Source organism: Flavobacterium sp. (assembly GCF_965277525.1).
Lineage (GTDB): Bacteria > Bacteroidota > Bacteroidia > Flavobacteriales > Flavobacteriaceae > Flavobacterium.
Map to the genome: position 1 here is coordinate 46,011 of NZ_CBDIDC010000002.1, position 13,630 is coordinate 59,640.

At 34.9% G+C, this 13,630-nt stretch carries 11 protein-coding genes and 2 pseudogenes; 1 reads left to right on the top strand and 12 read right to left on the bottom strand.

The genetic code is table 11. From position 1 onward, the window contains the following. Positions 1–8: 8 nt before the first annotated feature. The 6 genes and pseudogenes from ACQY44_RS02355 to ACQY44_RS02380 form a co-directional block, all read right to left on the bottom strand. Positions 9–1,265, bottom strand: a complete 1,257-nt coding sequence (locus ACQY44_RS02355; protein WP_428228825.1) for a YaiO family outer membrane beta-barrel protein — start codon at positions 1,263–1,265, stop codon at positions 9–11. A 7-nt stretch (positions 1,266–1,272) separates the two neighbouring features. Continuing rightward, on the bottom strand, positions 1,273–2,709 hold the full coding sequence (locus tag ACQY44_RS02360; protein ID WP_428228826.1) for a glycosyltransferase: 1,437 nt from the start codon (positions 2,707–2,709) through the stop codon (positions 1,273–1,275). Beyond that, entirely contained in the window at positions 2,706–3,767 is a 1,062-nt protein-coding gene (locus tag ACQY44_RS02365; protein WP_428228827.1) for a HEAT repeat domain-containing protein, read from the bottom strand. Before ACQY44_RS02365 ends, ACQY44_RS02360 begins: the two co-directional genes overlap by 4 nt. A gap of 72 nt (positions 3,768–3,839) precedes the next feature. Beyond that, a complete protein-coding gene (locus tag ACQY44_RS02370; RefSeq protein WP_428228828.1) occupies positions 3,840–4,604 on the bottom strand; it encodes a TIGR02757 family protein in 765 nt (254 codons plus the stop codon). Between the two features lie 109 nt (positions 4,605–4,713). Further along, a pseudogene (locus ACQY44_RS02375) lies at positions 4,714–5,160 on the bottom strand (ABC transporter ATP-binding protein); the annotation flags it as partial. Between the two features lie 219 nt (positions 5,161–5,379). Then, positions 5,380–5,592, bottom strand: a pseudogene (locus ACQY44_RS02380) (ATP-binding cassette domain-containing protein); the annotation flags it as partial. Positions 5,593–6,006: 414 nt separating this feature from the next. Here ACQY44_RS02380 and ACQY44_RS02385 point away from each other — a divergent pair. After that, positions 6,007–6,312, top strand: coding sequence for a hypothetical protein (locus ACQY44_RS02385; RefSeq protein WP_428228829.1), 306 nt, complete (start codon positions 6,007–6,009; stop codon positions 6,310–6,312). A 56-nt stretch (positions 6,313–6,368) separates the two neighbouring features. Here ACQY44_RS02385 and ACQY44_RS02390 read toward each other — a convergent pair whose 3' ends face one another. From ACQY44_RS02390 to serC, 6 genes are all read right to left on the bottom strand, one after another. Further along, positions 6,369–9,143, bottom strand: coding sequence for a T9SS type A sorting domain-containing protein (locus ACQY44_RS02390; protein WP_428228830.1), 2,775 nt, complete (start codon positions 9,141–9,143; stop codon positions 6,369–6,371). A gap of 452 nt (positions 9,144–9,595) precedes the next feature. Beyond that, the gene (locus ACQY44_RS02395) at positions 9,596–9,898 is read right to left on the bottom strand and encodes a DUF6787 family protein (protein ID WP_428228831.1); all 303 of its coding nucleotides are present in this window, start codon (positions 9,896–9,898) and stop codon (positions 9,596–9,598) included. Positions 9,899–9,930: 32 nt separating this feature from the next. Next, positions 9,931–10,371: a DUF6146 family protein gene (locus tag ACQY44_RS02400; protein ID WP_428228832.1), complete on the bottom strand. Its 441-nt coding sequence runs from the start codon at positions 10,369–10,371 to the stop codon at positions 9,931–9,933. Positions 10,372–10,568: 197 nt separating this feature from the next. Further along, positions 10,569–11,132, bottom strand: a complete 564-nt coding sequence (locus tag ACQY44_RS02405) for a hypothetical protein (RefSeq protein WP_428228833.1) — start codon at positions 11,130–11,132, stop codon at positions 10,569–10,571. Between the two features lie 102 nt (positions 11,133–11,234). Continuing rightward, a complete protein-coding gene (locus ACQY44_RS02410; RefSeq protein WP_194615445.1) occupies positions 11,235–12,185 on the bottom strand; it encodes a D-2-hydroxyacid dehydrogenase in 951 nt (316 codons plus the stop codon). A gap of 300 nt (positions 12,186–12,485) precedes the next feature. Further along, positions 12,486–13,556: a 3-phosphoserine/phosphohydroxythreonine transaminase gene (gene serC, locus ACQY44_RS02415; RefSeq protein WP_428228834.1), complete on the bottom strand. Its 1,071-nt coding sequence runs from the start codon at positions 13,554–13,556 to the stop codon at positions 12,486–12,488. Positions 13,557–13,630: the final 74 nt, after the last annotated feature.

The following is a 13,630-nucleotide window of genomic DNA, read 5'->3' on the forward strand; positions in this document are numbered from 1 at the left end:
TTTAAAATTTATATTGTAGTAAAAAGGCAAAAATCAAGCTCGTTTTGATATTTGTGTGACGTATATTCCTGTTGGTTATTGGTGATAAGAAACCCAAAAATATAATGGTTTTGTATTAATTTATAAAATCCGGCACTTATTCGATAAGAGCTTAAAGATATTCTGGCATCGTATTCAGCAGCTGTTGTACGATCATCAGGAGAGGTGCCGTAACCCGCAATTAAGGTGATATAGTCGTATTTTGTTTTGTAGTAATATCGGGATGTCAGAGTAAACGACGGGCTGTCTTTTTGAATATAAGATCTAAAATTGACCCAATAAGAACCAAAGTATTTCCCGAGCCCAATATTTAGTGTTTTTAAATCACTATTGTCTTGCATTGCAATATAACGAACTCCCAAATCAGCTTCCCAGCCTTTACTGAAATTATGAAAATAAGAATATCCTAATCTCCATTCAGGAAAGGCGCTATCTTTACTGTAGGCAACATCAATATAGGAATAATTATTTTTTTTGGCAAAGAGATACGATTCAACTTCAAACTGAAGCCCGCTGGCTTGTACTAAATCAGATGAAAATCTTTTGGCATAACTTACTCTTCCTATTAAACTTCCCCAGGTGCGTTGTCTTATATAATCAGCACTTGCCAGATGCCAGGGACCTACGCCATCGCGGTTAATTGTTGTGATATTATAATAAGCACCAACTCTGTCGCTATTTGTTTTGGAATATAACTCAAAAAGACGTTGTTCTATGTCTGCATCATGCGGAAATTTAGCTCTAATAGATTTTAGATATTTAGCCTCATTTTGGGTGTCGTTTTGTAGTGAATAAACCGCAATTCGTTTCAGTCTGAAAGTTTTGTTATCAGGATATAATTCAATTGCTTTATTCGTTAGTTCTAATGCTTCATCGTAATTTTTATCTTCTAAATCTAAATTGATAAGGTACAGGAAAGCATCTTCGTACCTCGGGTTTTTATCAATTACATAATTATAATAATATCGGGCACTGTCTTTTACTTTTATTAAATCATAATTTCGACCCAATTCTAAATGAAAATCGAGATAATCCGGTGCTAGTTTTTTTCCTAATAAGGCTCTTTGTATATTGAGCTTGTAGTTCGGACGTGTGCTTTTCATGTCTTTAACTACAACATTCAACAGACTATCTGTATCTGTTTTTTGCGCTCTTACAGTTTGATTTGAAAATAAAAACAAGCAAACAAGCATAATGATTATATGTAAAGTTTTAATGTTCTTCATCTTCAAATTATTTTTTAGTTGGAGTTGCGTATCCTTTTCGAACCATTACGCCCCAATTTTGTTCTTTTTTTCTAAAGAAAAGCCAGTATCCTTTTAATGACGCATAAACTGTTATCGGATGATACACAAAAGGTTCGATAGCGGCCATACCGATCAGAATCATTAGCTCTTTATAATTGGCATAACTTTTATACAAAATCTCATCAATCAAGATGGATATTATGGTAATGGAGAGATAAAATAAATACACTAAAAGACTTATAATTAATAGGTATTGATAATCTATAGTGCCAAATACCAGACTTGCAATTAAGGTTAAGACACCAATGCATTCAATAATGGGAACTAAAAATTCAAAGCTAAAAAAGAAAGGTAAAACCAGGAAAGCTGTTCTTCCATATTTGGGATTTAAAAACATTTTTCGATGTAAATACAGTGTTTGTACCAATCCCCGGGCCCAACGAATGCGTTGTCTTAAAAAAACTTCTTTGGTACTGGGAACTTCTGTCCAGCAAAGTGATTCAGGGATATATTTGATTAAGAACTTTTCTTTATTATCGTGCATGTATCTTCTCATTCGGGTCACCAACTCCATATCTTCTCCTAAGGATTGATGCCAATATCCGCCTGCTTTTATCACAATATCTTTGTCGAACATTCCGAGGCCTCCGGAAACAAGAAGTAAACCATTTATTTGACTCCAGGCCATTCTTCCAAACAAAAAAGAACGTACATATTCTAATTCCTGAAAACGGGGATACCATTCTTTAGGATAATGTACTTTAAACAAAAAGCCTTCTTTTATATTGCATGAATTTGAGATTCTGATTCCGGCACCGCACGCAATTACCCGGGTTTCATTTTCCATGAATGGTTTTGCCAGTTTTAGAATGGTATCTCTTTTTAAAATACAATCAACATCTGTGCATAGAAACAACGGATATTGGGAGGAATTGATACCTGCATTTGAGGCATCAGCTTTACTTTTCCCGTTTACTTTATCTACAATAAGCAATTTTGAGTAAACAGGATTTGTTGATTTGTAATGTCCCCGAACAGGTTGTGTTACAATTTTTTCCTGATAATAAAAATCGATCTTAACCAAATCGAATTCGGTTATTAGTTTTTCCAAAGTGTCATCAGTGCTTCCGTCATTTATAATAATGATTTCGTATTTTGGGTATGTTAATGAAAGTAATGATTTTACATTGTACACAATATTTACGCCTTCGTTAAAAGCCGGGGCGACAATCGAAACACCCAATATATGATTAGAACGAAGCAGTACTTCTTCTTCCAGGTATTTTTGATATTTGAGATGTTTTATAATGGCCCAATAAGATAGTATCGACAGAAAGATATAAAACAAAATATAACCTACAGAAAAATAGGCCACAAAATGATCATAACTACGAATGATATGTGGCAGAAAATCGTAAATCATAGCTGTAATTCTCTAATGTGATTAATCATATTTTGAGTATCGGAATCTTGTGTTCCTAATACATTTAAGCCGGCAGGATCTAATGTGTTTAAGCAACAGACCATTTCTAGTTTGATGTCTTTTACTTCTTCATTTTTAATTTTATAGTTTAAGTAAGTAATTGTTTTTTCAGAACCTATCGCAGCAAGTGCTTGTAAAATTTCCAGCTGAATTTCGATTGTTTCGGTTTCAATTAATGCTAATAATTTATCTTCAGCCTCAAAGAGATAAAGGTCCCGAATAGCAATAATGACATCTATTCTTAAATTCTTATCTTCGTGATGTAGTAATTGAATTATTTCGGCTGATTTATTTCTATAGTTATAAAAAACCATTGTCATTACCGCCAGTTTTAGAATCGTTGGATTGTCAGATTGTATCCAAAGATCGATGTCAGGCGGAATTGGAATTTTTTCTGAATGCAAGACATCCATTACTTTTATGGTCGTAATGATAGATACTCTAACGGGGATTTTATCAATAGAGGACCAATCGCCTTTTGATAAAGCTAAATAAGCAATATTGGCATTTGACCTGATAATTTTGTCAGGATGCAACAAGTATTTTTTTATCAGTGAAATTCCGGGTTTGTATTTTAATGCCTGAAAATGATAAATTCCTTCGCGTTTTTTATATTTTCTGAAATCCCGGATTAAACTTGCAGAATAATGATTGAGATCCAGTTGTTTGTAAATTAAAAGGATGTTCTTGGCTGTTTTTCCTTTTAAGTTACTTTTCATCCGAATCATATCCTCAATGAGCATATTTTTACACCAGGTTTTATGTATGGGGATCTCTGATCTGAACTTTGCAATTTTGTATTTTAAAGTATTTTTATCAGGTCTTGAAAGTGTTATCTCTGTGAGAAAAATTTCGGACTTACGAATAATAGAGTGTCTGTAAGGCAGCGTATATTGATAATGGATTCTTTTTAGTATCAGTGCGAGGGCTAAAGACAAACTCGTAAGCGCAAATATTGGGATGGCGTAATGTTTTATATAATCTATAAAATGCTCCATATTATACAGCTTTATAGGGTAATATTACGAAAAAAAAAGCAATAAAGCTAATGTAAACAGCAAGTGTTGTGGTTAAAATCCTTCAAAAACACCCAGTCCAAATAAGGCAAAATCATATTTTACAGGATCCTGAGAATCCATCTTTCTAAGTTTAAGATCCAACTCGGTCAACGCTTTTCCATCATTTTGTTTTCGGGTAAGAATCCCCAATTTTCGGGCTACATTTCCGGAATGCACATCAAGCGGACAAGACAATGCGGCAGGTGAAATAGTTTTCCAGATGCCTAAATCAACCCCTTTTGTGTCCTGACGAACCATCCATCGCAAATACATGTTGATTCGTTTTGCTGCCGAATTGTTTAAAGGATCTGAGATGTGTTTTTGAGTTCGGGGTAAATGATCGATTTCGAAGAATATTTTTTTAAACTCGTGAATGCTTTTTTGTAAACTATCTTTTTCCTGATGTTTCGCAAAAACAGTTTCTAATCCACCATGATTGGTGTAAATATGCTGCAATCCTTTTATGAAACCACCAAAATCTTTTCCGTTAAAGGTTCTGTGAACAAAATTTTCTAGACGTGCCAAATCATCCTCAGTATAAGACATAACGAAATCATAAGGGGTATTACCCATTAATTCCATCATTTGATGGGAGTTCCTGATAATCATTTTACGGTTTCCCCAGGCAATTGTAGCACTTAGAAAACCAGCGATTTCAATGTCTTGTTTTTGGGAAAATAAATGCGGAATTTGTACAGGATCACTATCAATAAAATCCTGATTGTTATACTGAATGACTTTTTCGTCGAGGAATTCTTTGAGTTCTTTTTGAGTCATGATTAAAATGAAAGTTCTTGTTATTCGGGTGTCTAGCCCTGATGGAAGCGGCATCCTTTTTCCGGCTCCTTTAGCCGGGAAAAGATATAGCGGACAGCAGGATCAGCTTCTAATTACTAATCAGACCATCGACCATAACCAATTTTCTATCAGCCATATTAGCCAATTCTTCGTTATGCGTTACAATAACAAATGTTTGCCCAAACTCGTCACGAAGCTGAAAGAATAACTGATGTAGATTTTCAGCAGAATGGGTGTCTAAGTTTCCTGAAGGTTCATCGGCAAAAATAACGTCGGGTTTGTTGATTAAGGCGCGCGCCACTGCCACACGTTGCTGTTCTCCTCCGGAAAGTTCGTTTGGTTTATGATTGATTCTGTGTGATAAACCTAAATATTCTAAAATTCTTTTGGCCTCTTTTTCCGTTTCGGCTTTTGGCTTATTGGCCATAAAAGCGGGTATGCAAACATTTTCTAAAGCTGTAAATTCAGGTAATAATTGATGAAACTGAAAGATAAAACCAAGATTTAGATTTCGAAAATTGGATAATACCTTGTCTTGTTTGCTTTTCTTTTTAAAATAGCGGTTCATATAAATTAGTACTGCCAAAATAGGCAGCAATAAAATTGCAATGGTGCTATATCTGGTAACATCATCGATTATGACTGGTTTGAAGAAAAAATAAAAATTGATCAGACATAGGAGATAAATAAAACCACTTCTGTAAACCCATTTAAAGACTTTTTCTGGTTTCGAATTATCATTTTCTACGTCCTGTAATTTCAGGACATTTTCGCCGTTAATAGTCAGAGATGATTCGGTATTTATTTCAGGTTTATCCAGTGTCCCCAAAATTTGTAAAAGTGTTGTTTTTCCTGCACCGGAAGCCCCAACAATTGAAACAATTTCTCCTTTTTTGATGTGCAAATCGACTCCCTTTAAAACTTCTAATTTATCGTAGAACTTATGTATATTTTTTGCGTGGATCATTTTGAAACTGTTTCTACAAAGAAACAAAGATTCTGCCGATATAAAAATGTCATCTAACAGAATTTTAAGAACAAATAAAAAAAGCAATGAAAATAGCAGTTTTAAAAATGAATGAAGTTTTTTTTCTTTAATGGAGCGGTTGAAATACAATTAGGGGCCACGGATTTGGTTTATTAAACGGAGTTACGTGGTTTTTTTTTATAGCAAACTTCTCAATTTTTAAATTTTTGCAATAGGTCAAAGATTGAAAAATCTTAATACTGTTTTAATCTTTCTAATCCTTGGGTAATCAGACTGTTTTAATAAATGGCAGGAAAATTGATTAGATGGGAATTAAGAAATAAATTTATAATTTGAAATAAGTTTATTGGATCAATTGTTTATAAATTCGAATAATATCTAATTGAAGTGAAAATGCAGGAAATGAAAATAATAAACGAAGATAATAGAACCAGAAAACTCCTTTTAGGATTGCTTCTGGATGCAATTGGAATGATTTCATTTACAATTCCGTGGATTGGAGAATTTTCAGATGTAGTCTGGGCACCGATTGCAGCCCTAATCATGACCAGAATGTATAAAGGCAGAGTAGGAAGAGTAGCTGGTATTTTGACTTTTGTAGAGGAAATATTGCCTTTTACAGATGTGATTCCATCGTTTACACTTACATGGATTTATACCTATTATTTTCAAAGAAGTCGTGAAGAGGAAATTAATTAATTTTTGATAAAAAGACCAATGGCAACGTTCCTTGTTGCCATTGGTTTATACTTACTTTATTGTACTATAATCTTTTTAAGGTGTAAGACTTTCTTTGTGTCAGGATTAGAGACTTTTAATATAAAAACTCCTTTTGATTGCAAGTGTATACTTTCCTGGGTTTTACCACTAATATTCTTTTTTAAGATTTCTTTACCTAAAACATCATAAACTTTAAGTTCGGCTTTTTCTTCGTTGTTATCCATTAACACTGAAAAATAACCGTTATTAGGAACTGGCCAGACTTTGAAGCTTGCATCAGTTTCTTTATTCTCTGTTATAGATAAGTTAGGGATAATGCCGCTAAGGATATTGATTTTACGTGTCATTGTGGCACCTTCGGCATCTGTAGCGGTAAAATTAAAAGAACATAAACCGCTTGCTGTTGGGGTAAAGTCTACATTTTCAGAAGTCAGTACTGCATTTCCGTTTACGACATTTGATAGAGTGTAAGTAACTCCGTTGGTAAAACCTCTCGAAAGTTTTTGAATATTTATACTTACTTTATTTCCTGTTGAAGCATCATAATGAGGTTGCGACATCCATTGTAAATAGTGGTCAAGATTAGTATAACCGTCCAGATCGATATCGGCATTGGCATCTGAAAAATCATTAAGGCCGGAATTTACGTTTGTTCCTGTACTATTTTCCCACCAGTTTGGTAAACCGTCCTGATCCGTATCCCAATTCGCATCCCTACTGATTACAGGGTAAGTTTCGAAACCACCCACATCAGATTCATTATCAGGAAATCCGGGTTTATTGGTCACGCTTCCTTTTATAGAATATGTTCCGTTTAGGGTTTCAGTAATGATTCTTTCGTCGTGCTCATCAAATTGCGGCTGTGTACATCCAACATCAGAAAGTACAATTTTGTAGGCATTTTTAGCAGATTGTGTTGTTACATAAGAAGGGAAAAAGGGAGTGTTTACAAAGTTTTCGAATGTAACTGTTATTCCGGACGCTTTTCTTCCGGCGGCCTGATTACTTTCGTCAAAATACCCCGGCATCACATTTCCGCTAAAAAAGCATTGTTGCATTCCCGTTCCTGCTCCTTCGTTTTGCTGATTGAAAGCCACAAATATTTTAGAACCGGCACCGGGTTTGTAATAATTGTTTACAAAATTTACCTCTTTAGTTCCGCCATCAGTGGTTCTTGATCCCCAATTGTAAACTACGTTGTTGGTAATATCCATTTTTCCCGAATAAGCACCGCTTCCGTCTAATCCGCCGCCTAAGCTCCAGTTACGTCCATAACAATGCGCTAAAAGATTATGATGAAAACTTCCAATATCTCCGCCAATAGTAGCAGCATAACCATGCTCTGTTCCGGCGGGATAGTTTTGATGTCCGGCAGCATTTAAAGCTTCTGAGATCAGTGTTTTTTGAAGCGTAATATTTTTTCCGGAACGCGAACTAAACGATTCGTCGATCGTCCAGCTAATAGAACAATGATCGATAATACTGTAATCAGCTCCCGTTAAACCCATTCCGTCGTAAGTAGGGCCACCGCCAACACGTACACGAAGATTTTGAACGACGGCATCATTTCCGGTGACGCCAAAAGGAGCAGAACGAATACAAATACCTTTTCCCGGAGCAGTTTGCCCTGCTACTGTTACATAAGGCTGACTTAAAACCAAACGTGAATTAAGCTGAATAATTCCGGAAGTATTAAAAACAATGGTTCTTGGACCTATATCATTTGTTACGGCATCACGAAAGCTTCCCGGACCGCTGTCGTTTAAATTGGTTACAGCTACTACTTTTCCTCCTCTTCCGCCACGGGCAAAACGCCCGTACCCTTCGGCCCCAGGGAAAGCAAGCTGAGCAGGGCGAAAACGCCATATATTTCCCTTTTCTATTGCATTGCCGGCTAATACTTCATCAACGCGCCAATAATAAGTGGTTCCGGTATATAATCCGTTTATTTGATAAGATGTATTTGCTTTCATTTGATTTCCTTTAAATTCCGGCGATGTTGTGGTGGCAGATTCTACTGCTGCGGCATCGGTTCCAAAATAGATATTATGGGATAATGCATTTGTAGCTGTAGTCCATGTAAGTAATTTGCCTCCTGATGTCAACTCTACATGCTCATCATTGTGCTTAGGAAAGGGATTTGTTGCCTGATGAAAGATATTAGGCGTATTTAATTCAAAACCGTTTAGTACAAAGTTTTTTATATTTTCAGTGCCGGATGTTTCGGCTGCAAATAATAAAACAACATCAGTATTTTCAACTGCCTGAAACTTTAAATAGGTAGATTTAGCCTCTGCATTTGTTGTAGCCCTGATACTCGAAATTAAATTGTCGACGACTAAATTGCCATTGATAGAAATATCAATTGGACTAAAACTATTTCCAACAGGACTGTCTACAGCATTAAAAAAGGCCAGTAAAGTGTGCTCCCCGGTAGCTAATCCTTTTATTTTAAGTTCTATTTTTGCACCAAGATTTGCTGTAGTGCCTTTTACGGTAAGTCCGTCGCAAACTAATCTGGCATAATAAGGAGCTTGTATTCCGGCTTTGTACCAATTGGTTCCTAATGCATCTCCATTATCTCCCACGCGCGTTACGGTAAAGGTAACTCCGTTTTCAGAATAAGTGCTGGTGTTGCCCGAAGCGATTACCCAGGCAGTATAATCGGGATCGTTTACTTCGGCTTTGGGTCTTCCGGATTGATCAAAATCAATTTTTACTACTGGATTTTGAGCAAAAATGGTCGTGACTGACATTGTAAGACATGCTAATGCCATTACAAGATGTAATTTCATAGAATTGTTTGACATTTTAATACTTTTTGGTTGGTTAGTTAGTTAAGTGAGATCTGAATTTCTCTATCATAAAACTTCAGTTTAGTAAACGAAAAACAAGTTGCCCAAAAAAGAGTTACTTTATTCAGTTTAAAATTAACTTTATGATTATGAGTGTTGTAAAGATTGAGAATACTCTAAATAAAACTATCCTGCACCATCCTGTAAAAAAAGAGGATTTAATATTAAAATGAGTTTTAAATATTTTTATGTGTAATTATTATCTTAATTTTTTATGTTTTTAATTTTAAATTAATAAAAGAATTAATTAGTAGGTTTGTTGAAGGTGCTTGCAATTGGGGCGAATTAATCCAATGGATTTAAGAATTGAACTTGTTTCTTTTGATGACAAACAGAGAATATGAAGAGGTATAAAAAGAGAGTATATATGCTTTGAACTAAAATTAAGATGTTGTTTTTATAAAGAATTAATCTTTAAACAAAAATCCCAATCCCATATTTTTAAGCATTTTCTTTTCGAAATTCCAGAAGAAACGGAATTGTCCAAAAAGAGTTCCAATTGCAACCAGTAAAACTTGATAAATAGGGAAAATAATCAATAGTCGAATTAAAGTAAACCAACCACCAAAATCTTGTTTTGTGATGCCTAATAAAACACAAAAGGGTTTAGATAACCATGCAGATGCCGATCCGGTGATGGCAAAAACAATAAATATAATTATGGCTTGTAGATTTGAGGTAATTCCCCAACGTTTCTTTAATCTATTCATTTTTACTTGCAATAATTACAAATATAAGAACATTATCTTATAGGAACATAGCCTGCGAGCTTTTGTTTGTATGTATTTTGAAAATAAATCATATAATTGTAAATCAAATAATTTACTTCATATCCGTAATGAATGTCAGGGCGATAATCGATTGTCATTTCATATAAATTCGGACTATAACGCTGAGGCTGCAAAACGCGGTTGTTCCATTCTGTAACATATAAATAATTCTTGTTTTCCAGATAAGACAAGGAATAATAATTTCGGGGAAGTGCTGTTGACGCCAGCCAGCTACTAAAACCATTGTCAATAATAATAACTTCATATTCTAAAGAATCATTTGCAATCCTTACCGTGTCGTTAATGGCTACTTTTGGGGTAGGTACAGCATTTGGTGCTATACTATTTTTGGAAGCAGTAGAGCAGGCTATAATCGTTAGCAAAAGAATTACTATGCAGAAATATTTTTTCATAACTTTTAGTTTCACGCCTAAATTTACAAATAAATGGGAGAAGAATTTTTTTATTTAACTTTTGTATAAGAGGTTCTAAGTTGCTAAGATTCTGAGTCGCTAAGTTTTTTTAGTTTCTGTTGATAAAAGCAAAAAGCTGCTTACTTGTGGTAAACAGCTTTTAATTACTTTATATTTTGCTTAGTTGCTTAGAAACTTTACTTACTTCCAAATAATTTCCCAATAAATCCTGCTATTCCGCCTTTGCTTTTGGTAACGACAAGAACATCGGCAACATCGACTTTTCCGTCGTTATTTTGGTCCAGGCCAAATTGCATTCCGTATTTATTGATGGTTTCCATAATGCCGGAAGCTTGTCCGCTGTTGCCCGTAATAGAACTGATAATATCTGAAATCTGAAAACTACTGTCATTAGGATCTTTGGCTTTATTGACTAAAGAATTTAGAACTTGCGGAATTATCCCAGAAGCCACATTGGATGAATCTGCACTGCTTAATCCAAATTTTTCGCCAAGATTTCCTGATAGTTGCTGAGTCAATTGTTGCACAACAGGATTTGAACTGTCAATAGGAGTGCTTCCGTTAAATAATCCGGCTAATTGCTCTCCATTACCTTCTGAAACTAATTTTTGCAATCCGGCAAAGATAGAACTGCTAGCTTCGTTAATCACGCCATCATTATGCTCATTTGGAACGGCGCTATTGTTTACAACGGTGTTGCCTGCATATTGCTGTACTAATTGTGTTAATTGTTCAAACATAATTTAAAGAATTTAGATTAGAATTCAAATTTAATCAAAAAAAGAAAGGGATTTATTAAACAATGTTAATAAATCCCTTCTAAACGATTTAATTATAATTAATTAGCTCAATAAAGTAATAATTTGTGAAGCCAATTCAGTACCAATTCTATCTTGTGCTTCTCCCGTTGCAGCTCCAATATGTGGAGTCAGTGAGATTTTAGTGTGCATTAAAATTGCCATTTCCGGTTTTGGTTCGCTTTCGAAAACATCTAATCCTGCAAAAGCAACTTTTCCGGAATCTAACGCTTTTACTAAGGCTACTTCATCAATAACACCACCACGAGCACAGTTTACGATACCAACACCATCTTTCATGATGGCAAGTTCTTTTTCTCCAATGATGTAACCATCCTGAGCAGGAACGTGTAGTGTAATGAAATCAGCTTCTTTGAATAAAGACTCTAATGATTGAGAAACAATGGTAGTAGTGATGGACTGACCATCAAAAAACTCAACCTTAACATCTACAGACGGAATAAAACTATCTGCAGCGATAACTTTCATCCCTAAACCAAGAGCCATTTTTGCTGTAGCTTGTCCGATACGGCCAATACCAACAATTCCTAAAGTCTTTCCTCTTAATTCAGTTCCGTTTGCATACGCTTTTTTCAAACCGTCAAAGTTTGAATCTCCTTCAAGAGGCATATTTCTGTTAGAATCATGTAAAAAACGAACACCGGAAAATAAGTGTCCAAATACCAACTCAGCAACAGATTCTGATGATGAAGCAGGCGTGTTAATTACGTGAATTCCTTTGCTTTTTGCATAATCAACATCGATATTATCCATACCAACACCACCACGGCCAATAATTTTTAATCCAGGGCAGGCATCAATAATATCTTTACGAACTTTAGTTGCACTACGCACTAAAACCACGTCTACATTATTTTCGTTTACAAAATTAGCAACTTGTTCCTGAGCTACTTTTGTAGTGATAACTTCAAATCCACCTTTTTCTAAGGCAAGAATTCCACTTTTAGAAATTCCGTCATTCGCTAATACTTTCATTTTAGTTTATGTGTTTATTTGTTTTATCGCTTAATCGTATAGATTAGTCGATAAACATATATTATATTTTTTCTTTTTTTGATTTAAGAGCTAACCCCGCTATCCGTTACAAACGAAGTTCACTGAACTCCGATAAAAATAAATATTTTAGTGAAGTAATCTTTTATTTTTTTAAAGAAAAAAAATAAAAGGATTTCCACTTCTATCGGGGCTGGGAATCCAGTATTCAATTGATATTTTTGTGTAAACAGATAATCGCTTAAACAATTAACCAAATTAACGATTAACCGATAGAACCAATTAAACTTTAGACTCCAAAGCTTTCATTACATCAACTAAAACCTGAACACTTTCGATAGGCATAGCATTGTAAATAGAAGCTCTGTAACCACCAACAGAACGGTGTCCCGGCAATCCTGAAATTCCTGCTTCTTTCCATAAAGCATCAAAAGTTGCCGTATGATCGGCGTTGTTTAGCAAGAAAGTCACATTCATTTTAGAACGATCTTCAACCGCTGCAGCACCTTTGAATAAAGGGTTTCTGTCGATTTCAGTATAAAGTAGATCCGCTTTTGCGTCGTTTAATTTTTCAACAGCAGCAACTCCTCCTTTTTCTTTGATCCATTGTAAAGTCAATAGCGAAACATATACTGCAAAAACAGGTGGAGTATTGTACATACTTTCTGCTTTAATATGTTTAGCATAATCTAACATACTTGGTATAGTTCTTCCGCTTTTCTCCAGGATATCTTCTTTTACCACTACCAAAGTAGTTCCTGCAGGGCCCATATTTTTTTGAGCTCCGGCGTAGATTAAATCAAATTTAGAGAAATCTAAATCGCGTGAAAAAATATCAGAACTCATATCGCAAACAACTGGAATGTTAGTTGCAGGGAATTCTTTCATTTGAGTTCCAAAAATAGTATTGTTACTAGTGCAGTGAAAATAATCTGCATCACTTGGTATGGTGTATCCTTTTGGGATATGGTTGTAATTTTCTTCTTTTGAAGAAGCTACAACAATAGTTTCTCCAAAATTCTTAGCTTCTTTTATAGCAGCAGTTGCCCATGTTCCGGAATCTAAATAAGCAGCTTTACCGCCTTCTTTCAATAAATTATATGGAGCCATTAAGAATGCTGTACTTGCACCACCTTGTAAAAATAGGGCTTGATATCCTTTTCCTGTAAGACCTAATAACTCTAAAGCAAGGGAACGAGCTTCATCCATAACTGCAACGAAATCTTTGCTTCGGTGCGAGATTTCAAGAATAGAAAGTCCTGAATCATTAAAATTTAGTATAGCTTTTGATGCTTTTTCAAAAACTTCTTGAGGTAAGATACTTGGTCCTGCGCTGTAGTTGTGTTTTTTCATGGTTGTTGTTAATAGTCGAAATTTTAAAGACGCAAATTTCGGCAATAGGAGCTGAAAAAGCGATAAATTATTCG